This is a genomic window from Massilia sp. NBRC 108631, from assembly GCF_059704565.1.
This window is the reverse complement of the sequence record NZ_BAAKJE010000026.1, coordinates 1-20960: the sequence shown is the minus strand read 5'-3', so window position 1 is coordinate 20960 and position 20960 is coordinate 1. Positions and strand designations below refer to the sequence as shown.

The following is a 20960-nucleotide window of genomic DNA, read 5'->3' as shown; positions in this document are numbered from 1 at the left end:
ACACAGTGTCCTGGACAGCACCGTAGAGCGCTCCCCAATGCGCATCCGGCGTGCTTCCGCCTTACAATGGACTACCTTATCAATCTGTCCATTGCGCGGCAGGGCCGCCGCGGAACCCGTACATGAGCGTAACCAGTCCCAGCCCGAGCAGCGCCATTGAAGCAGAACGCCTGCGGCTGTTTATTTCCAGCATCACCGACTACGCCATTTACACGCTGTCGCCGGAAGGGATCGTCACGAGCTGGAACGCCGGGGCGCAGCGCTTCAAGGGCTACCGCGAGGACGAGATCCTCGGCCAGCACTTCTCGCGCTTTTACTCGGCCGAGGACTGCGCCGCCGGCCGCCCCGCACTTGCGCTGGCGGCAGCGCGCGACACCGGCCGCTTCGAGGACGAAGGCTGGCGCGTGCGCAAGGACGGCACGCGCTTCTGGGCCAGCGTGGTGCTGGACCCGATCCGCGACCATGACGGCGTGCTGCTGGGCTACGCCAAGATCACGCGCGACATTACCGACCGCCGCAGGGAGCAGGAAGCGCTGCACGCCAGCGAGGAGCGTTTCCGCCTGCTGGTGCAGGGCGTGACCGACTACGCGATCTACATGCTGTCGCCGGAGGGCCTGGTGACCAACTGGAACGAGGGCGCGCGCCGCATCAAGGGTTACGACTCGGACGACGTGGTCGGCACCCATTTCGAACGCTTCTACACCGAGGAAGACCGGGCCGCCGGCCTGCCCATGTACGCGCTGGCCACCGCGCGGCGCGAGGGCCGCTTCGAGCGCGAGGGCTGGCGCGTGCGCAAGGACGGCAGCCGCTTCTGGGCGCACGTGGTGATCGATCCGATCACCGACTCGATGGGCGGGCTGATGGGCTACGCCAAGGTGACGCGCGACGTCACCGAGCGCCGCGCGGCCGAGGAAGCGCTGGCGCGCACCAAGGAAGCGCTGTTCCAGTCGCAAAAGCTGGAATCGATCGGCCAGCTCACCGGCGGCCTGGCGCACGATTTCAACAACCTGCTGAACGTGATCAGCAACGGCCTGGACATCCTGCGCAACACCGGCGACCGCACCGTCCAGGTCAAGACCATCGACAGCATGACGCGCGCCGCCAGCCGCGGCGCCACGCTGACCCAGCAGCTGCTGACCTTCGCCCGCCAGCAGCCCTTCCAGCCCGAGCGCGTGCGCGTCAACCGCGTCATCGACTCGTTTGAGGCGGTGCTGCGGCGCGCCGTGAAAAGCTCGATGCAGCTGCAACTGCAGCTCACGCCCGGCCTGCCAGAGATCATGGCCGACGTGCCGCAGCTGGAGTCGGCCGTGCTCAACCTGGTGGTCAACGCGCGCGATGCCATTGGCGACACCGGCACCATCGTGATTGCCTCCAGTCTGCGCAGCGAGCCCGAAGGCGGCGCGCTGCCGGCCGGCAACTATGTGTGCCTGAGCGTGCGCGACAACGGCTGCGGCATGCCGCCGGAGATCATTGCGCGCGCGGTGGAGCCGTTTTTCACCACCAAGGAAGTCGGCAAGGGCACCGGGCTGGGGCTGAGCCAGGTGTACGGCACGGTGCAGCAGGCCAAGGGCGACTTGCGCATCGCCTCGCAGCCCGGCCAGGGCACGGACATCACGCTGCTGTTCCCGGCGCTCGCCGCGGCCAGCGACGGCGACGGCGGCTGCCACCACGAGGCGGCCGAGAAAGTGCTGCTGGTGGACGACCAGTTCGACGTGCTCGACATCACCGCCCAGCTGTTCAGCAGCCTGGGCTACGAAGTGCTGTCCGCCAACAACGGCACCGAAGCGCTCGACATCCTGCATCGCACGCCCGATCTGCGCATCCTGTTCAGCGACGTGGTCATGCCCGGCATCACCGGCGTGCAACTGGCCAAGGCGGCGCGGCAATTGCGGCCGGAAATGAAAATCATCCTGTCCTCCGGCTACATGGCGGCCGCGCTCAGCGAGCAAAAGGAGGACCTCGCCCAGTTCGAGTTCATCGGCAAACCCTACCGCTTATCGGACATCATCAAAAAACTGCGCTAGCCCCCGGCAAGAATTAATTGCCTATTTGCCATCGCGCAGGAATTGCGATATGGTACGCCCATCGACACCGATGAGGGGACACGCTGCATGCATGGTCCGCCGCCCAACCCGCTGCGCCAGCTGGACCGCCTGGAGATGCTGGCGATCGGCTACCTGTGCCTGCCGTTGCCAGTCTTCCTGTTCGGCTGGCTGTGGCTGCCCTATGCGCTGGCCGTCACCGCGCCGCTGGCGCTGACCCTGTGGCCGTGCTGGCGCGACCGCCGGCGCGGCGTGCCTGGCCTGAGCCGGCCGGAGCGGGGCGCGGTGATGGCGGTGGCCGTCATGTGGACCATCCTGGCCGGGCTGGCCGGCGGCCTGCACCTGAACCCCAGCTGGCTCATCCGCATGGCGGTGCTGCGCGACCTGGTGGCGCTGCCCTGGCCGGTGGTCTACGCCGGCCAGGACGGCGCGCCGCTGCTGCTGCGCAGCGCGCCGGGCTACTACCTGCTGCCTGCGCTGGCGGGCAAACTGAGCAATCTGGACGGCGCCCGCCTGGCGCTGTGGTTCTGGACCGCGGGCGGCGCCGCGCTGTTCCTGGCGCTGCTGGTGGGCGCCAACAGCGCGCGGCGGCAGAACGGCTGGATGCTGGCCATGGCGGTGGCCGTGCTGTTCAGCGGCATGGACCTGGCCGGCTGGCTGCTGCGCCAGCCCGGCCTGCCCGCCTACGCCCAGCATCTGGAAAGCTGGGCCGGCGCCTACCAATACGCGTCGCAGACCACGCTGCTGTTCTGGTCGCCCAACCACGCCCTGCCGGCCTGGCTGCTGGCCGTGATCGTCTGGCGCCACCGCGCCCAAGGCCTGGGCGCGCCTGCCGCCGCGCTGCTGTTGCTGGGCATCGCGTGCTGGTCGCCGCTGGCCGCGCTGGGCGCTGCGCCGCTGCTGCTGTGGAGCGTGGCGCGCCGCATGCCCGCGTCCGCCGTGCAACAGGAACTGGCCGGCCCCGCCTGCTGGGCCGTCGTGCCGGCGCTGCTGGTGCTGGCGCGCTTGCTCAGCGCCGGCGCGCTGGGTCCGTTCGCCGTGCTGCCCGGCGCGGAGTTGGCCGCCGAGGGCGCGCGCTACGCCCTGTTCGCCGCACTTGAATGGGGCCTGCTCGCGCTGGTGCTGCTGGCCCTGGGGCAGCGCTCGGCGCTGCTCGCGCTGGCGCTGCTGGAACTGGCCCTGCTGCCGCTGCTGCGCTTCGGCCCGCACAACGAACTGGCCACGCAAGCGGCCATCCCCGCGCTCACCGTCCTGATGCTGGCCGCGATCGCCGCGCTGGACCGCCCCGGCCCGCACAAGCGGCTGCGCAAAGGCCTGATGGGCACGCTGCTGGCGCTGCTGCTGGCCGGCGCCGCCACGCCGCTGTTCGAACTGGCGCGCGCCTTCCAGCCCGGCCCCCGCTACCGCGACGACGCCCGCACCTTCCTCGACATCAACGGCACGCCCTGGCCCTACATCACCCGGCTGGACCAGCCCGACCTGGAGCACGTGCTCAAGCCCATCGAACCGTCTGCCGCGCAGTAGCGTGAGGTCGTGCACGCCCGCACGGCGACGGCTATACTGCCCGCCATGCTGAAACTCCATCCGATCCCGTCCGCGCTGGCCGCCGCGCTGTGTTCCCTGCTGGCCCTCCCGTCCTCCCGTGCCGACGACACGCTGATGCAGCGCGTGCTGATCGACGGCTCGCGCGCCAGCCAGCTGGGCGTGGCCGACGCGGCCGGCGACGGCAGCGTGACGCAGCAGCAGCTGGCCGCGCGCACCACCTACCGGCCCGGCGAACTGCTGGAGGCCACGCCCGGCCTGATCGTCAGCCAGCACAGCGGCGAAGGCAAGGCCAACCAGTTCTACCTGCGCGGCTTCAACCTGGACCACGGCACCGACCTGCGCACCACCGTGGACGGCATGCCCGTCAACCAGCGCAGCCACGCCCACGGCCAGGGCTGGACCGACCTCAATTTCCTGATCCCGGAACTGGCGGCGCGCCTCGATTACAAGAAAGGTCCCTACTCCGCCGAGCAAGGCGACTTCGCCTCGGCCGGCGCCGCGTCCATCGTCTACGCCAACCGCCTGGTGCGCGGCGTGGCCAGCGCCAGCGCGGGCCAGAACGGCTACCGCCGCGCGCTGCTGGCGGACTCGCTCGAGGTGGGGCCGGCGCGCAGCGGCGCCGTGCTGTACGCGCTGGAAGCGATGCACAACGACGGGCCCTACACGCGCGGCGACGATTACCACAAGCTGAACGCCGTGCTGCGCTACAGCCAGGGCTACGCCAACAACGGTTTCAATCTCACCGCCATGGCCTACAGCGCGGACTGGAACGCCACCGACCAGATCCCGCTGCGCGCCGTGCAGCAAGGCCTGCTGGGCCGCTACGACGGCGTCGACAACAGCGACGGCGGCAAGGCGCAGCGCTACAGCCTGTCCGGCGCCTGGCAGCGCAGCGGCGAGGACACCGCCGCCAGGGTCAGCGCCTACCTCATCGCCAACAAGCTGGACCTGTACTCGAACTTCACCTACTTCATGGACGACCCGGTAAACGGCGACCAGTTCGCGCAGCCGGACCGCCGCGTCACCAGCGGCGTGGACGCCAGTGTCGCCTGGCATGCGCACATCGGCGAGGCCAGCTCCATCACCACCGCCGGCCTGCAGCTGCAGCACGACAATATCTTCAACGGCTTATACAAGACAGTGGCGCGCCAGGCTATCGCCGCCACGCGCGCCGACCACATCGTCGAGTCCAGCCTGGGCCTGTACGTGGAAAACAGCACGCGCTGGACGCCGCTGCTGCGCACCACGGCCGGCCTGCGCGCCGACGGCTACCGCTTCGACGTGCGGCCCACGCAGCCGGGCAGCGCCTCGGCGCTGGCGCATCCCGCCGCGCGCGCCAGCGACCGCCTGCTGAGTCCCAGCCTGGGCGCCGTCTTCGGTCCCTGGGCGCAGACCGAGTTGTATGCCAACGCCGGCACCGGCTTCCACAGCAACGACGCACGCGGCGCGGTGGTGGCCGAAGGGGCAGCCGGTGCGCCGCTGGTGCGCTCGCGCGGCATGGAACTGGGCTTGCGCAGCGAATGGCTGCCGCGCCTGCAGTCTTCGCTGTCGGTGTACCGGCTGGACTTCGGCTCGGAGCTGAGCTACGTGGGCGACGCCGGCGCCACCGAAGCGGGAGAGCCCAGCCGCCGCTACGGCGTGGAATTCTCCAATTACTACAAGCCCTTCAAGTGGCTCAGCGTGGACGCCGACATCGCCTTCGCGCGCGCCCGCAGCCGTGGCGCCGCGGCCGGCGCGGCCTACCTTCCCGGCGCGGTGGAAGGCGTGGCCCAGCTGGCGCTCACGCTGGACAAGCTGGGGCCCTGGTCCGGCGCGCTGCGCCTGCGCTACTTCGGTCCGCGCCCGCTCACCGAGGACAACAGCGTGCGCTCGCGCGCCAGCCAGACGCTGAACGGCCGCATCGGCTACAAATTCGCCGGCGGCCTGCAGCTCGAACTGGAAGGGTTCAACCTGGCCAAGCGCCGCGTATCGGCCATCGATTACTACTATGCCTCGCAGCTCAAAGGCGAAACCCAGCCGGTGGACGACGTCCATTTCCATCCGGTCGAATCGCGCTCCTTCCGGCTGATGCTCACGCAGAGTTTCTGATCGTCGTAGAATAGAAGACTATCAGATGACTATCAGATGACTAGATGACGACTTACGCCCCGATTTACACCGCGCCCGAGCGCGTGACCGCAGCGCTGCGCAGCGAAGGCTATGCCCTGCTGCACCCCGAAGACGTGGCCGCGCTGGCCGGCACCACGCTGGAAGCGCTGAACGCCCTGATCCCGAGCTGGGACAGGCTGGAGCTGGACAATTACCTGAAGGACGGCGGCCGCTACCGGCGCCGCCGCCATTCCTGCTTTATCCAGCAGGACGGCACGCTGGCGCAGACGGCGCACCGCGCCCACTGGCAGCCGCTCGAGTACAACGCCCTGCACGGCGGCATGCACCGCCTGTTCGAGCCGATGGAGCCCGGCACCGTGGCGCAGCCGGCCTGGCGCCAGCTGCTGACCGCCGTGGGCGACGCCTGCTCCGCCGCGCGTTCGCCGCAGCCGTGGTACATCGAGGCGCACCAGTTCCGCATCGACACCGCCGACGGCATCGGCCGCCCCACCCCGGAAGGCGCGCACCGCGACGGCGTGGACTACGTGGCCGTGCTGCTGGTGGGCCGCCACGGCATCAAAGGCGGGGAGACTCGCATCTTTGAAGCCGACGGCCCGAACGGCAAACGCTTCACCATGACCGAACCGTGGACCATGCTGCTGCTGGACGACGCCACGGTCATCCATGAATCGACCCCGATCCAGCCGCTGGCGCAAGCAGGCGAACAGGGAAGCAGGCCTTCCTGCCACCGCGATACCCTGGTGCTGACCTACCGCGCCGGCCAGTTCCAGGGCGCCCAGCCCTGAACCGTGGGAGGACGGGCGCACCAATGCGCAGTACCTGGCACCAATGGGAATGAAAATTCCCAGTTCGATAGTTAAATCCTTTATAGTTACCTAAGAGTCAGCAGCGCTTGAAAAACAATTTTTGGAGGCAGTCCGTGGACTCCAGCTACGAGATCGAACCGGATGAAATCGAGATCCTCATCGTCGAGGATAGCCCAACCCAGGCCGAGCGGCTGCGCCGGCTGATCCAGTCGGTGCGCTACAAGGCGCGCGTGGCCGCCAACGGCCGCCTGGCGCTGGAGGCAATCCGCGAACGCAAGCCGCATCTGGTGCTGTCGGACATCGTGATGCCCGAAATGGACGGCTATGAGCTGTGCCGCGCCGTCAAGACCGACGGCGCGCTGCGCGACATCCCGGTCATCCTGGTCACCTCGCTGACCGATCCGAAGGACATCATCAAGGGCATCGAGTGCGGCGCGGACAATTTCATCCGCAAGCCCTACGCCGAAGACTACCTGCTAAACCGCATCGGCCACATGCTGGTGAACCAGAAGCTGCGCCGCAACCAGAACATGGAAGTGGGCATCGCGCTCTACCTGGGCGACCAGAAGCACTTCATCAACGCCGAACGCCAGCAGATCCTCGACCTGCTGATCTCCACCTACGAGCAGGCGGTGCAGGTCAACAGCGAACTGCAGGCGCGCGAGCGCCAGGTGATCGAACTGAATATGCGCCTGGCGCACCACGCCGGCGAGCTGGAAACCATCAACCGCGAAATCGCGCTGAAGAACCTGGAACTGGCCGAAGCGAGCCGCATGAAGTCGGCCTTCATCGCCAATATGTCGCACGAACTGCGCACGCCGCTGAACGCCATCATCGGCTTCACCGGCGCACTGCTGATGAAGCTGCCCGGCCCGCTCACCGGGGAGCAGGACAAGCAGCTCAATACCATCCGCAACAGCGCGCGCCACCTGCTCTCGCTGATCAACGACATCCTGGACGTGGCCAAGATCGAAGCCGGCAAGGTCACCTTGTCGGTCGAATCGATCCAGTGCCAGAACCTGATCGCCGAAGTGGCCGACACCCTGCGCCCGCTGGCGCAGCAGAAAGGCCTGGCGCTGGAAGTGGAGCTGGCGCCGCAGGCGGTGACGCTGGAGACCGACCGCCGCGCGCTGACCCAGATCCTGATCAACCTGGCCAACAACGCCATCAAGTTCACCGAAAAGGGCACGGTGCGCATCACGCTTAGCCAGCGCACCGACGCCGACGGCGTGATAACCGAGTTCGCCGTGGCCGACAGCGGCGCCGGCATCCGCGAGGAAGACCAGGCCAAGCTGTTCCAGGCCTTCTCGCAGCTGGACTCGACCTCCACCCGCCACGCCGAAGGCGCGGGCCTGGGCCTGTACCTGTGCCAGAACTTGGCCAACCTGATCGGCGGCTCGCTGTTCTTCAGCAGCGATTTCGGACACGGCAGCACTTTCACGCTGGCGATGAAGAGCAAAAAATAAACCGCCCGCCGGGGCAGCAGGGAGCGGTATGGCAGCGCGCGTCCTTATCGTGGAAGACAACCAGGCCAATATGGACCTGATGTGCTATTTGCTGGCCGCCTTCGGCCATACCCCGCTGAGCGCCTACGACGGCCTGCAGGGCGTGGTGGCGGCGCGCGAGCTGCAGCCCGACCTGATCATCTGCGACATCCACCTGCCGCGCCTGGACGGCTACGGCGTGGTGGCCCTGCTCAAGGGCGACGCGGCCACCGACGCCATTCCGGTGCTGGCCGCGAGCGCGTTGCCGGTATCCGACGGCGGGGCCGCCTTGCGCGCGGCCGGCTTCGACGGCCATCTGCCCAAATCGCTCGAGCCGGACACGCTGATCCCGTCGATTGAAAGCTTCCTGCCCGCGGCGCTGCGCGGCCGGCCCCCGCCCGCCGCCGGCGACGGGGACGACGATGCGCCGCCGGCGGCCGCAGCGCCGCGCGCCCGCGTGCTGCTGCTGGACGCCGCGCCGGACGGCGGCGGCCTGGTGGCCAGCGTCCTGGCCCACTACGGCTATGCGGTGGCGGTGGCGGCGGATGCCGAGCAGGCGGCCCATTGCGCGCGGCAGCAATTCGACCTGCTGCTGTGCGACGCGGACACCACGCAAAGCCGCCACACGGCCTTCGTGCCGGCCGTGCTGGAACGCCACCGGTCCGAGTGGGCCGGCCTGCCGCTGGTACTGGTCACCGCCGCCCAAGGCGACGCGCTGGACGGCCTGCTGCCGCCCGGCTGGGCCCCGGCGGTACTGCTGGCGCATCCGCTCGAGCCGCTGCAGCTGGCCGGCGCGCTGGAGCAATGCACGCAGGCGGGGAGCACAACCAGCACAGGGCCCGCCATGGCGTAACTGCCATAGTAGATAGTTAGACATCGTATTTATACGGTATTGCACTGCAACAAAAACGCGCCTATAGTGGAACTGTCTCCTCCAACCGTTCTCCGAACATTGGATTCAGCCCGCGCCTGACGCGGGCTTTTTTTTGTCCGGATTTTTGCAAAAGGAGCAGCAAATCAGTAACGCAGACAGCAGCACCAACGGCCACGCAAGCAACAGCACGAGCAACAACGCGGGCAGCAACGCGTCGTTACCGCTGTGCGACCTCGTCATGAAAGGCGGCATCTCCAGCGGCATCGTCTACCCCAAGCTGATTGCGCGGCTGGCGCGCGGCTACGCGTTCAAGAACATTGGCGGCACCTCGGCCGGCGCCATCGCCGCCGCAGCCTGCGCCGCCGCCGAATGCGGACGCCAGAGCGGGCGCCAGCCGGCCGCCTTCGCCACCCTGGCCGGCCTGCCGGAAGAGCTGCAGGCGCAGGAACACGGCCGCTCGCGGCTGGCGCGCCTGTTCCAGCCTACGGCAGCGCTGCACCGCCATTTCGACCAAGCCATGCGCTACATCGCGGGGCGCGACAAACCGCGCGCCGCGCTCTCCATTGCCGCCGCGCTGATCCACTGGCCGAGCGTGCTGGGCGCGGCGCTGCTGCTGATTGCGCCGCTGGTCATGCTGGCCACCCACCTCACGCTGCTGCGCAGCGCCGCCACCACGCTGGCCATGCTGGGCACCGCCGCCGGCGCCGCCTGGCTCACCCACCGCGCCTTTGCACTGCTGCCGGCCCCCGGCGCCGGCGCACTGCACGCGGCCGCGCGCGCCGGCGGTCCCTGGCGCAAGCTGGCCGGCCTGCCCCCGCAACAGCGCCGCCTGGCCGCCGAAGCGGTATGCGCGGCGGCGGCCGGCACGCTGGTGCTGGCCGTCGCCATCGCCGGCTTGCCCGGCCACGCCGGTCCGCTCAACATCGGCGTGCAGATCCCCTTCCTGCTGCTGGCGCCCCTGTGCATCGCCTGCGGCTTCGGGGTGGGCCTGTGGCGCTGGGGCAGCGCCCTGCTGCGCGGCCTGCACCTGAACTTCTACGGCATCTGCAGCGGCCGCAGCACCGGCATGGAATCCGCCACCGCGCTGACCGACTGGCTCACCGCCTACCTGAACCAGCTGGCCGGACTGCCGCCCGGCCGGCCGCTCACCTTCGGCGACCTGTGGGGACCGCAGGACGAGAGCGCGCCCGGCGAGCGCGCCATCAACCTGGAAGTGGTGACCACGGCGCTCAGCCAGCAAATGCCCTACACCCTGCCCTTCCGCGACAATGCCGGCGCCTTCTACTTTCATCCCGGCGAATGGTCGCACCTGTTCCCGCAAAACGTGATGGACTGGCTGCTGGAGCAAGCGCCGGTGCCGCCGCTGGAAGACGCCGTCACCGCGCCGGACGGCAGCCAACTGGTGCGCCTGGCCACCAACGCCCACCTGCCGGTGGTGGTCGCGGTGCGCATGAGCCTGAGCTTTCCGCTGCTGCTGTCGGCCGTGCCGCTGTATGCGCGCGACTTCACCGACGACGGCAAGCTGAAACGGGTGTGGTTCTCGGACGGCGGCATCTCCAGCAACATGCCGCTGCACTTCTTCGACACCCTGCTGCCCGAGCACCCCACCTTCGCCATCAACCTGAAGGAAGCGCATCCCAAGTACCCGATCGAAGACGCCGCCCAGTGCGGCCTCGATGGCCGCGTCTATCTGCCGGACGACAACAGCCGCGGCATGCAGCGCTACTGGGCGCCGTCCAGCGACGCCACGCCGGCCGGGGTGTTCCGCTTCCTGGCCAACATTTTCACCACCATGCAAAACTGGCGCGACGAAATCCTGTTCCCCTACCCCGGCTACCGCGACCGCATCGTCCAGATCAGTTTGCGGCCCGGCGAGGGCGGACTCAATCTGAATATGCCGAAGGCAGCGGTGGAGCGCCTGGCCGACGCCGGCGCCTGCGCAGCCGAGATGCTGTACCGGCGCTTCCACCCGCAGGGCGGCGGCAACGGCTGGGACAATCACGAGCAGGTGCAGGTATTGTCCGTGCTGGGCAACCTGGAACGCCTGGCGCGCAAAGCCGGCGCACCCGGCGCGGCGCAGCGCTGGCGGCAAGCGGCCGGCCGCAGCCGCCTGAACATGCCGGAAAAAGCGCTGGCCGGAGCGCTGCTGGCGGACCTGGCCGCCATGGGCGCGCACATCGACGCCAGCGGTGCCAGCGTGGAAGACAGGATGTACCGGCCGCGCCCCGTCATGAAGCTCACCCCGCGCCTGTGAGGCGGCATTACGCCCGCAGCAGCCGCAAGCCGGACGGCGTGGCCGGCATGCGCGGGAACACCTGCGCCAGTTGCCGGTCGCCGAGACGCAGGTGGCGCTCGGCGATATGCGCCAGCACGGTGCGGAAGTCGGTCGTCACCGGCAAATCGCGGCCCTCGTTGAGCTGGCCGTCGCCCACGCCCTGCCAGTCGCCCAGCACCTTGCCGCCGGCCACGCCGCCGCCCAGCACCCACATCGCATTGCCGTGGCCGTGGTCCGTGCCGCCGTTGCCGTTCTCGCGCGCGGTGCGCCCGAATTCCGACATCACCACGATCACCGTGTCATCGAACATCGGTCCCAGCCGCTGCGCCAGCAGCGCCAGGCCCTGCGCCAGCGGCGCCAGGCGGTTGGCCAGCTGCCCGGTGCCCGCGCCCTGGCCGGCGTGCGTGTCCCAGCCGCCCAGCGCAAAGAAAGCCAGCTGCACATTGGGCTCGTTGCGCATCAGGACGGCCAGCCGCGCCGCGTCGTCCGGAAAACCGTAAGGCAGCGGCGCGCCGCCGTCGGCCACCACCGCCTCGGCCATGGTGGCCGCCATCACTTCCTTGTGCGCCTCGCGCCCATCCTGGTAGACCTTGCCGAAGCGCTCGTGGCCCAGGTAAAGCTGGTCGAACGCCGCCGCCAGCACCGGCCGGTCCAGCGGGCCGGGCTTGCCCGCAGCCGCACCGTTGGCGATGTTGATGGCGGCCGCCTGCCCGCTCAGGATGCGCGGCATGGTCGGCCCGACGCTGACCGCGCGCGTGGGGGTGGAGGTGCCGGGCAAGGCGGCAATCAGGCGGTTCATCCAGCCGTCCGGCGTGCTTTTCACCCCAGGCGTGGCGGACTCCATGTAGTCCTGCGCGTCGAAGTGCGAACGGGTCGCGTCCGGCGAACCGCTGGCGTGCACGAAGGCCAGTTTCTTCTCGCCCCACAGCGGCATCAAGGGCGCCAGCGCCGGGTGCAGCGCGAAATAGCCGTCCAGGTCCAGCGCGCCGTGTTCCTTGTCCGGCGCGGCCAGCGCAATCGTGGGACGCAGCACGGCGTAGTTCGCATCGCCGAGCGGCGCCACCACGTTCAGCCCATCGACCGCGCCGCGCAGCATGACCACCACCAGCTTGCGCCCGGTGACGCCGCCGCGCGCCGTGGCGGCCCAGGCATGGCGGCCCAGGGGAATGGTCAGGCCGGCGCCGGCGGCGAAGGCGTTGAGGAAGTCTCTGCGTTGCATATTCGCTCTCCCGCGCTGTTCAGTGTGACAATCAGCGCTGCATGAAATCGGGACTGCCCAGCAGCATGGCAGTGCGTATTTTTGGCGGGCTGGCAGCCACGATGTCGCGCGTGCGGGCCGACACCGAGCCGCCCAGCGCGGCCTGCAGTTGCGCCGCATCCGTGCCCTGCGCCAGCGTGGCCGCGTAGCCGATGCGCCGGCTCAGCGCGTCCGGGTTGAGCCAGGCTGCCTGCGTGTTCTTGTAGCCGTCCGGCGTCTGGCAGCCGTACAGCGGCATGCCCAGCCGGTCCAGCGCGCCCATCACCGGTTTGACTTCCGGCAGCATCGCCGCGCTGCCGCCCGCCGCGCCTGCATAGGCGGCGCGCGCGGCGGAAATGACGAACTGGTAAGGCGTCTTGAACTTGGCGCCCTGCGCCTCCGGCGCCATGAATTCGGCGCTGGCGAACAGCGTTTTCAGCACCGAGCGGATGTCGCCCTTGCTGGCAAGCCAGGTCTGCGCCATGCGCTCCACCAGGGCCGGCGGCGGCTGATCGGCGACGAAATACTGCGCCAGCTTGTAGCTGATGTGCTGCGCCGTGGCCGGATGCACGGCCAGCACGTCCAGCGCGTATTCGCCCTCGGCCTGCCCCTGCGGCTTGACCAGGCGGCCCAGCCACTGCTTCTCGCCCTGGTCGTGGCGCTTGGGATCGAAGCGGAACGTCTCGTTGCGCGCCACCACCTGGCGCGGCGCGAAGGTCCAGCCGGTGAGCATGCGCGCCAGCTCGGTCACGTCCTTCTGCGTATAACCCTTGTCCACGCCCAGCGTGTGCAGCTCCATCAGCTCGCGCGCGTAGTTCTCGTTCACGCCGCCGGCCTTGGAAAGGTAATTGTCCAGATAGTACAGCATGGCCGGATGCTTGGCAGTGGCGCCCAGCATGTCGCGGAAGGCGCCGAACACATAGGGGCGGATGGCGTCGCGCTCATAGCTTGCCACCAGCGGGCGCACCTGGCCCTTGCCGGAAAAGACGTTGAAATGGTTGAACCAGAAGTCCACCATCACCTCCTCCAGCTGGCGCGGGCTGGCCACCGCGCGCGCGATGCGCGCTTCGGCCGTCTGGCTGGTGATGCGCGCCAGCACTTCGCGCCGCATGGCCCTGGCGTCCTCGGTTTCGTCCCTGACCATGTCGCGCACGGCCAGGAAGTCGCCCAGTACCTCGCCGCTGCTGCGCTGCACCGTGTCCAGTCCCGCCAGGCGCTCGGCCAGCGCGGCGGGCAGCGCCAGCGACTCGGGGTAGAGCTGGCTGTCGATGTAGCCCGCCACGCCCATCCGCGTCACGCGCTCGATGTCGCCCGGCGCCGGCCCGTAGGCCAGCCGGTTCAGCACATGCAGCGCGGCCGCCTCGCCGGCCAGCGGCGCGGCGTGGGCCTGGGCGGCCAGCGCGGCCGCCGCAAAAATCATCGGTGCAAACCAGCGCGCAGCTCTCATGTTTGGCCTCGTTGATGTCGTTATAGCCATGACTTTATACCAGCCCGGAGGGCGCGGCCACACCGCCGTGTATCGCGTGTAAGCAATTGTTACAAGCCGTCGTGACAACGATCCTGCAACTTAATCAAACGATCGATTAAGTTATATCAATTGTTTGAATTATGTGATTAAATGGCGCGATGAACGAAAAAGCAAAGCCCAAAAAATCCCGTGCGGACGGCGAGCAATCGCGCGAACGCCTGCTGCTGGCCTCGATGCGCCTGTTCGCCGAACAGGGCTACTCGCGCGCCTCCACCCGCGAAATCGCGCTGGCGGCGGGCGTCAACGTGGCCGCCATCAGCTACTACTTCGGCGACAAGGCCGGCCTGTACCGCGCCGCCTTCACCGCCATTTCCCCCGCCCCGGCCGACAACATTGCCATGTTCGACCAGCCCCACTTCACGCTGCGCCAATCGCTGGAAGGCTTCTTCCAGCAGATGCTGGCGCCGCTGCTGGAAGGCGACATGATGGAAATCTGCATGCGGCTGTGGTTCCGCGAAATGCTCGAGCCCACCGGCATCTGGGCCAACGAAATTGAAAACGGCATCCGCCCCGAGCAGGATGCCTTCAGCCGTGTGCTGGCGCGCCACCTCGGCCAGCCAGCGCCGGACGACGAAACCCATCGCCTCGCCTTCAGCATCGCCTCCATGGCGCTGATGCTGATGATGGCGGGCGATGTCGTAAAGACCATCAGGCCGCAGCTGATGGCCGGACCGGAAGCCATCGCCACCTGGACCGCCCGCCTGAGCGACTACGCCACGGCATTGATAGAAGCAGAAAAGATCCGCATCAAGGAAAAAACAGCATGAAGAAAAACCAGCACCAAACCGTGCGGGCGATGGCGGTGGCGGCGGCGCTGTCGCTGGGCGGCTGCGCCCTGACCGCGCCGCCCGCCAAGGTGGACCCGGCCGCGCCGCAGCAATGGCTGGCGCCGCTGCCGCACAACGGCAGCCTCACCGACCTGAACAACTGGTGGCAGTCCCAGGGCGACCCGCTGCTGGTGCAGCTGATCGACGCAGCCCAGGCGGCCAGCCCCACGCTGGCCTCGGCCCGTTCGCGCATCGCCCAGTCGCGCGCCGAGCGCGTGGCGGCCGGCGCCGCGCTGGCCCCCAACCTGGACCTGGCCGGCAGCGTGGCGCGCCAGAACCAGCAATCGTCCATCCCCACCGGCACCACCAGCCAGGTGGCGCTGCAGGCCTCGTGGGAGATCGACGTGTTCGGCGCCGGGCGCGCCGCGCGCAATGCGGCCGAAGCGCGCTTCAACGGCGCCAGCGCCGGCTGGCACGAGGCGCGCGTGTCGGTGGCCGCCGAAACGGCCAACCAGTACTACGGCCTGCGCGCCTGCGAACAGCTGCTCAAGGTGGCGGTGCAGGACGCCGGCTCGCGCGCCTACAGCGCGCGCCTGACGGAACTGAGCAGCAAGGCCGGCTTCGTGCCGCCGGCGGACGCCGCGCTGGCGCGCGCCAGCGCAGCCGACGGCCGCAACCGCGCCAGCGCGCAGCGCGCCGCCTGCGACATCGGCGTCAAGTCGCTGGTGGCGCTGACTGCCATCGCCGAACCGGAACTGCGCGCCAAGCTGGCCGCGGCCGGGACAGCGGCGGCCGCCGCCAGCGCATCGGCGCCGGCCATCGCCATCGCCGCACTGCCGGCGCAAACGCTGAGCCAGCGGCCCGACGTCTACACCGCCGAACAGGAAGTGGCCGCGGCCAGCTTCGAGGTGCGCGGCGCCCAGGCGCAGCGTTATCCGCGCCTGTCGCTGTCGGGCTCCGTGGGGGCGGCCAACTTCCGCAGCGGCGGCGAGAACACCCAGCTCGACACCTGGACCGTGGGCCCGCTGGCGATCTCGGTACCGGTGTTCGACGCCGGCCGCCGGCGCGCCAACGTCGACGCCGCGCAGGCGCGCTACGAACTGGCCGTGAGCCAGTACCGGGCCAACGTGCGCAAGGCGGTGGCCGAACTGGAGCAAGCCATGGTCACGCTGAACAGCACCGGCGAGCGCGCCGCCGACGCCGAGACTTCGCTGCAAGGCTACCGCGTGGCGTTCACCGCCACCGAAGACCGCTACAAGAACGGCCTGGCCAGCCTGCTGGAGCTGGAAGATGCGCGCCGCAGCCGCCTGGCCGCCGAGAACACGGTGGTCAACCTGCAGCAGGAACGCAGCAACGCCTGGGTGGCGCTGTACCGCGCCGCCGGCGGCGGCTGGACCGCCCCGGCAACGACGAACAACCAATAATGAACTCCAAGACCATGAATACATACGCGCTCAAACCACTGGCTTTGCTCCTGCTGGCCGCCTTCGCCCTGCACGCGCCGCTGTCCTTTGCGGCCGACGACAAGAAAGACGCCAAGGACGCGCCCAAAGCCGCCCTCACCGTCACCACCGCCAAGCCCTCCGCCGCGCGCCTGCCCATCACGCTGACGGCCAACGGCAACGTCACCGCCTGGCAGGAAGCGAGCATCGGCAGCGAATCGAACGGCCTGCGCCTGACCGACGTGAAGGTCAACGTCGGCGACGTGGTGCGCAAGGGCGATGTGCTGGCCACCTTCTCGGCCGACACGGTCAACGCCGACGTGGCCCAGGCGCGCGCCGCCGTGATGGAAGCGGAGGCCAACGCCGCCGAAGCTGCCGCCAACGCCGCGCGCGCCCGCTCGCTGGAAACCACCGGCGCGCTGAGCGCCCAGCAGATCAGCCAGTACATGACCGCCGAGCAAACCGGCAAGGCGCGCATCGCCTCGGCCAAGGCCGCGCTGGCGACCCAGGAACTGCGCCTGAAGTACACCAGGGTGGTGGCGCCGGACAGCGGCGTCATCTCGGCCCGCAGCGCCACCGTGGGATCGGTGGTGGCCGCCGGCACGGAGCTGTTCCGCATGATCCGCCAGGGCCGCCTCGAATGGCGCGCCGAAGTGACGGCGGCCGATCTGCCCAAGATCAAGGCCGGCGCCAGCGCCGTGGTGAAAGCGGCCAACGGCGCAGAGCTGGCCGGCAAGGTGCGCATGGTGGCCCCCACCATCGACCCGCAAAGCCGCTACGCCCTGGTGTACGTGGACCTGCCGGCGCCCAAGGGCGCCGAGGCGAACGCCTTCAAGGCCGGCATGTTCGCCAGCGGCCGCTTCGAGCTGGGCGCATCGGACGCCATGACCGTGCCGCAGCAGGCCGTGGCCGTGCGCGACGGCTTCAGCTACGTGTTCCGCCTGAACCCGGACAAGCGCGTGAGCCGCATCAAGGTGCAGACCGGGCGCCGCCTGTCCGACCGCATCGAGATCCTCGGCGGCATCGACTCGGGCGCCCAAGTGGTGGTGAGCGGCGCCGGCTTCCTCAATGACGGCGACCTGGTCAACAACGTGGCCGCCGCCGCTGCCCCCGCCCCCGCCGCCGTGCCCGCGCAGGCAGCCGCCAAAGCGGTCAAGGCCAAGTAAGGAGCCGCAGTGAATTTCTCATCCCTATCGATCAAGAATCCGATTCCGGCGATCATGCTGTTCGCCCTGCTGTCGCTGGCCGGGCTGCTGGCCTACCGCGCCAACCCGGTGCAGGACTTCCCCGACATCCAGCTGCCCATCGTCACCGTCAGCGCTTCGCTGCCGGGCGCCGCGCCGGCCCAGCTGGAAACCGAAGTGGCGCGCAAGATCGAAGACTCGGTCGCCACGCTGCAAGGCATCAAGAACATCTACACCAAGGTCCTGGACGGCAATGCCACCGTGACCGTCGAGTTCATCCTCGAGAAGAACATCTCGGACGCCGTCAATGAAGTGCGCGACGCGGTGGCGCAAGTGCGCGCCGACATGCCGGGCGAGCTGCGCGACCCCGTGGTCAGCAAGGTGACCACGGCCGGGCGCGCCGTGCTCACCTTCACCGCCGCCTCCAAGCCCGGCGCCGGCCGGCCGCTGGACGACCAGGAACTGAGCTGGTTCGTCGACAACGACGTGTCCAAGAAGCTGCTCAGCGTGCCGGGCGTGGGCGCCGTCAAGCGCATGGGCGGCGTGTCGCGCGAGATCCGCGTGGAGCTCGACGACAGCCGCATGGCCGCCCTCAAGGTGTCCGCGCTGGACGTGTCGCGCCAGCTGCGCCAGGTGCAGAAGGAAGCGCCGGGCGGACGCGGCGACGTCAGCGGCGCCGAGCAATCGGTGCGCACCATCGGCACCGTGCAGACCGCCGCCGCGCTGGGCGCGATGGACATCCCGCTGCCGGACGGGCGCCACATCCGCCTCGACCAGATCGCCACCGTCAGCGACACCGTGGCCGAGCCGCGCGCCGTGGCCGAGCAGGACGGCAAGCGCGTGGTCGCCTTCGAGATCCTGCGTACCAAGGGCGCCAGCGAAACCCAGGTCGCCGCCGACGCGCAAAAAGCGGTCGAGGAACTGCGCGCCAGCTACCCCAACATCGAACTGAAACTGTCGATCGACAACGCCTTCCCGGTCGAGGAAAACTTCGACGGCTCGATGGAACTGCTGTACGAAGGCGCGCTGCTGGCAGTGCTGGTGGTGTGGTGGTTCCTGCGCGACTGGCGCGCCACCCTGGTGGCCGCCGCCGCGCTGCCGCTGTCGGTGCTGCCGGCCTTCCTCGGCATGTACTGGTTCGGCTATACCCTCAACACCGTGACCCTGCTGTCGCTGGCCCTGGTGGTGGGCGTCCTGGTGGACGACGCCATCGTCGAAATCGAGAACATCTCGCGCCACCTGCGCATGGGCAAGACCCCGATGGAAGCGGCCATGGAAGCGGCCGACGAAATCGGCATGGCGGTGATCGCCACCACCTTCGCGCTGGTGGCCGTGTTCCTGCCCACCGCCTTCATGGGCGGCGTGCCCGGCCTGTTCTTCAAGCAGTTCGGCTGGACCGCCGTGCTGGCCGTGCTGGCCTCGCTGGTGGTGGCGCGCCTGCTCACGCCGATGATGGCCGCCTACCTGATGAAGCCCGTGCCGCACGAGGAAGAGGAAGACGGCTGGCTGATGACGCGCTACATCACGCTGATGCGCTGGTGCCTGCGCCACCGCCACATCACCGCTATCGCTTCCGGCATCTTCTTCGTCGGCTCCATCATGCTGGTGCCGCTGCTGCCGACCGGCTTCGTGCCGCCGGCCGACCGCGCGCAGACCAACGTCAACATCGAACTGCCGCCCGGTTCCACCCTGGCCGAAACGCGCGCCATCGCCGAGCAGACCCGGTTGGCCGTGATGGACGTGAAAGGCATCACCGGCGTGTTCAGCTCGATCGGCGGCGGCTCCAGCGGCGACGCTTTCGCCCCCGGCGCGGCGGCCGAAGCGCGGCGCGCCGTGCTGACGCTGACCACGGTGCACCGCACCGACCGCAAGGAGTCCCTGCCCGACCTGGAAACCCAGATCCGCGCCAAGCTCGACAACATTCCCGGCGCCCGCTTCAACGTCGGCCCGCCCGACACCGGCGTCAAGATGCAGCTGGTGCTGCGCAGCGAAGACCCGATCGCCCTGACCGAAGCGGCGCAAAAAGTGGAGCGCGAACTGCGCACCATGCAAGGCATCGGCAACGTCAGCTCCAGCGCCTCGCTGGTGCGGCCCGAGATCATCGTGCGGCCCGACTTCGCGCGCGCCGCCGACCAGGGCGTGACCGCCAACGCCATCGGCGAAACGGTGCGCGTGGCCACCGCCGGCGACTACGACTTCGACCTGACCAAGATGAACCTGCCCGAGCGCCAGGTGCCGATCCGCGTCAAGCTGCCCGACACCGTGCGCGCCGACCTGGACGCCATCGGCCGCCTCACCGTGCCGGGCAAGAACGGCCCCGTGCTGCTCGCCACCGTGGCCGACATCAGCATGGAATCCGGCCCGGCGCAGATCGACCGCCTGAACCGCAGCCGCAACGTCACGCTGGACGTGGAACTGGGCCGGCGCACGCTGGGCGAACTCAATGAAGAAGCGCGCGCGCTGCCGTCGATGAAGAACCTGCCGCCGTCGGTGAAGATCGCCGAACTGGGCGACGCGCAGGAGATGGCCGCGTTGTTCGCCAGCTTCGGCCTGGCCATGCTGATCGGCGTGATCTGCATCTACTGCGTGCTGGTGCTGCTGTTCAAGGACTTCATGCAGCCGGTGACGATCCTGGCCGCGCTGCCGCTGTCGATCGGCGGCGCCTTCGTGGCGCTGCTCATCACGCGCAACGCGCTGTCGATGCCGTCGATGATAGGCCTGATCATGCTGATGGGTATCGTCACCAAGAACTCCATCCTGCTGGTGGACTACGCCATCCTGGCGCGCCAGGCCGGCATGAACCGTTTCGACGCCCTGGTGGACGCCTGCCACAAGCGCAGCCGGCCCATCCTGATGACCACCATCGCCATGGGCGCCGGCATGATGCCGCTGGCGCTGGGCTGGGGCGCCGACCCGAGCTTCCGCTCGCCGATGGCCATTGCCGTGATCGGCGGCCTGATCACCTCCACGCTGCTGAGCCTGCTGGTGGTGCCGGCCGTCTTCACCTACATTGACGACCTGGAAGGACTGCTCAAGCGCCTGCGCGAGAAGCTGCGCCGCCACAAGCACGCGCCGGCGCCCGCCTCTGCGCCGGCCACCCCGAGTGAAATCGCCAAATAAGGAGAAAGCCGCATGGAAGTTCGCACGATCGACATCGCCCCCACCAGGGTCGCCTACCTGCGCTACACGGGCCCGTTCGGCCCGGGCATCGTCAGCTTCTGGCGCGACGTGTTCAACCCCTGGCGCGCCGCGCACGGGCTGATGGCGCGCACCACCTACGGCGTGGCGCAGGACGACCCCGGCACCACGCCGCCGGAGCGCTGCCGCTACGACGCCTGCGTCGAAGTGGACGCGGGCTACGTGGCCGAAGCGCCGGCCGCGCTGGCCGAGTTGCCCGGCGGCCGCTACGCCGCCGCGCGCTACCGCGGCAACGGCAGCGACATCGGCGCCGCATGGGGCGCGTTCTACGGCCAGGCCCTGCCGGCCAGCGGCCTGGAAGCCGCCCCCGGCCCCTGCTTCGAACGCTACCCCGCCAACTACACCGAAGACGCCGACGGCGTCTTCGAATGCGAGCTCTGCATTCCGATCAAGTAATTAGTTTCCTTACAGACAAATGGGGTCAGGGTTAATTAATTTTGCAACTAAAGTTGCAAAATTAATTAACCCT

14 protein-coding genes are annotated in these 20960 nt (G+C 69.0%); 12 read left to right on the top strand and 2 right to left on the bottom strand.

Annotated features, from left to right (window positions below; genetic code table 11):
* Window positions 1–122 precede the first annotated feature (122 nt).
* The 7 genes from AC6H42_RS02365 to AC6H42_RS02335 all read left to right on the top strand — a co-directional run bounded on the left by AC6H42_RS02365 (window position 123) and on the right by AC6H42_RS02335 (window position 11114).
* Window positions 123–2024: a hybrid sensor histidine kinase/response regulator gene (locus AC6H42_RS02365; RefSeq protein WP_497547332.1), complete on the top strand. Its 1902-nt coding sequence runs from the start codon at window positions 123–125 to the stop codon at window positions 2022–2024.
* 87 nt (window positions 2025–2111) lie between these two features.
* Window positions 2112–3566, top strand: coding sequence for a hypothetical protein (locus tag AC6H42_RS02360; RefSeq protein ID WP_057154987.1), 1455 nt, complete (start codon window positions 2112–2114; stop codon window positions 3564–3566).
* A 45-nt stretch (window positions 3567–3611) separates the two neighbouring features.
* Window positions 3612–5675: a TonB-dependent receptor gene (locus AC6H42_RS02355; RefSeq protein ID WP_057154986.1), complete on the top strand. Its 2064-nt coding sequence runs from the start codon at window positions 3612–3614 to the stop codon at window positions 5673–5675.
* A 44-nt stretch (window positions 5676–5719) separates the two neighbouring features.
* Window positions 5720–6481, top strand: coding sequence for a 2OG-Fe dioxygenase family protein (locus AC6H42_RS02350; protein ID WP_057154985.1), 762 nt, complete (start codon window positions 5720–5722; stop codon window positions 6479–6481).
* 134 nt (window positions 6482–6615) lie between these two features.
* On the top strand, window positions 6616–7968 hold the full coding sequence (locus tag AC6H42_RS02345) for a hybrid sensor histidine kinase/response regulator (RefSeq protein WP_497547331.1): 1353 nt from the start codon (window positions 6616–6618) through the stop codon (window positions 7966–7968).
* A gap of 28 nt (window positions 7969–7996) precedes the next feature.
* Window positions 7997–8839: a response regulator gene (locus tag AC6H42_RS02340; RefSeq protein ID WP_497547330.1), complete on the top strand. Its 843-nt coding sequence runs from the start codon at window positions 7997–7999 to the stop codon at window positions 8837–8839.
* Between the two features lie 259 nt (window positions 8840–9098).
* Complete coding sequence (locus tag AC6H42_RS02335; protein ID WP_497547329.1) at window positions 9099–11114, top strand: hypothetical protein; 2016 nt, start codon at window positions 9099–9101, stop codon at window positions 11112–11114.
* 7 nt (window positions 11115–11121) lie between these two features.
* Here AC6H42_RS02335 and AC6H42_RS02330 read toward each other — a convergent pair whose 3' ends face one another.
* Together AC6H42_RS02330 and AC6H42_RS02325 are read right to left on the bottom strand one after the other, a co-directional pair.
* Window positions 11122–12354 (bottom strand): DUF1501 domain-containing protein, encoded by a 1233-nt coding sequence (locus AC6H42_RS02330; RefSeq protein WP_497547328.1) that lies wholly within the window; start codon window positions 12352–12354, stop codon window positions 11122–11124.
* Between the two features lie 31 nt (window positions 12355–12385).
* On the bottom strand, window positions 12386–13819 hold the full coding sequence (locus AC6H42_RS02325) for a DUF1800 domain-containing protein (RefSeq protein ID WP_057154981.1): 1434 nt from the start codon (window positions 13817–13819) through the stop codon (window positions 12386–12388).
* Between the two features lie 179 nt (window positions 13820–13998).
* On the opposite strand from AC6H42_RS02325, the gene AC6H42_RS02320 reads away from it, so the two are divergent.
* Genes AC6H42_RS02320 through AC6H42_RS02300 form a run of 5 tightly spaced genes read left to right on the top strand, consistent with a single transcriptional unit; the run spans window position 13999 to window position 20887 of the window.
* On the top strand, window positions 13999–14667 hold the full coding sequence (locus AC6H42_RS02320) for a CerR family C-terminal domain-containing protein (protein WP_057154980.1): 669 nt from the start codon (window positions 13999–14001) through the stop codon (window positions 14665–14667).
* Entirely contained in the window at window positions 14664–16091 is a 1428-nt protein-coding gene (locus tag AC6H42_RS02315) for an efflux transporter outer membrane subunit (RefSeq protein WP_373888170.1), read from the top strand. The genes AC6H42_RS02320 and AC6H42_RS02315 overlap by 4 nt, the downstream gene beginning before the upstream one ends.
* Window positions 16091–17275, top strand: coding sequence for an efflux RND transporter periplasmic adaptor subunit (locus AC6H42_RS02310; protein WP_497547327.1), 1185 nt, complete (start codon window positions 16091–16093; stop codon window positions 17273–17275). Before AC6H42_RS02315 ends, AC6H42_RS02310 begins: the two co-directional genes overlap by 1 nt.
* A gap of 9 nt (window positions 17276–17284) precedes the next feature.
* Window positions 17285–20413 carry an efflux RND transporter permease subunit gene (locus tag AC6H42_RS02305; protein ID WP_497547326.1) on the top strand — a complete coding sequence of 1043 codons (3129 nt, stop codon included), beginning with the start codon at window positions 17285–17287 and terminating at the stop codon, window positions 20411–20413.
* A 12-nt stretch (window positions 20414–20425) separates the two neighbouring features.
* Entirely contained in the window at window positions 20426–20887 is a 462-nt protein-coding gene (locus AC6H42_RS02300; protein ID WP_057154978.1) for an AraC family transcriptional regulator, read from the top strand.
* The last annotated feature ends 73 nt before the right edge of the window (window positions 20888–20960 follow it).

Excerpts from the sequence above, each read along its gene's own strand:
- AC6H42_RS02320 (WP_057154980.1), top strand. The coding sequence starts at position 13,999 with ATGAACGAAAAAGCAAAGCCCAAAAAATCCCGTGCGGACGGCGAGCAA.
- AC6H42_RS02315 (WP_373888170.1), top strand. The coding sequence starts at position 14,664 with ATGAAGAAAAACCAGCACCAAACCGTGCGGGCGATGGCGGTGGCGGCG.
- AC6H42_RS02355 (WP_057154986.1), top strand. The coding sequence starts at position 3,612 with ATGCTGAAACTCCATCCGATCCCGTCCGCGCTGGCCGCCGCGCTGTGT.
- AC6H42_RS02300 (WP_057154978.1), top strand. The coding sequence starts at position 20,426 with ATGGAAGTTCGCACGATCGACATCGCCCCCACCAGGGTCGCCTACCTG.
- AC6H42_RS02335 (WP_497547329.1), top strand. The coding sequence starts at position 9,099 with ATGAAAGGCGGCATCTCCAGCGGCATCGTCTACCCCAAGCTGATTGCG.
- AC6H42_RS02340 (WP_497547330.1), top strand. The coding sequence starts at position 7,997 with ATGGCAGCGCGCGTCCTTATCGTGGAAGACAACCAGGCCAATATGGAC.
- AC6H42_RS02310 (WP_497547327.1), top strand. The coding sequence starts at position 16,091 with ATGAACTCCAAGACCATGAATACATACGCGCTCAAACCACTGGCTTTG.
- AC6H42_RS02330 (WP_497547328.1), bottom strand. The coding sequence starts at position 12,354 with ATGCAACGCAGAGACTTCCTCAACGCCTTCGCCGCCGGCGCCGGCCTG.
- AC6H42_RS02365 (WP_497547332.1), top strand. The coding sequence starts at position 123 with ATGAGCGTAACCAGTCCCAGCCCGAGCAGCGCCATTGAAGCAGAACGC.
- AC6H42_RS02325 (WP_057154981.1), bottom strand. The coding sequence starts at position 13,819 with ATGAGAGCTGCGCGCTGGTTTGCACCGATGATTTTTGCGGCGGCCGCG.
- AC6H42_RS02360 (WP_057154987.1), top strand. The coding sequence starts at position 2,112 with ATGCATGGTCCGCCGCCCAACCCGCTGCGCCAGCTGGACCGCCTGGAG.
- AC6H42_RS02350 (WP_057154985.1), top strand. The coding sequence starts at position 5,720 with ATGACGACTTACGCCCCGATTTACACCGCGCCCGAGCGCGTGACCGCA.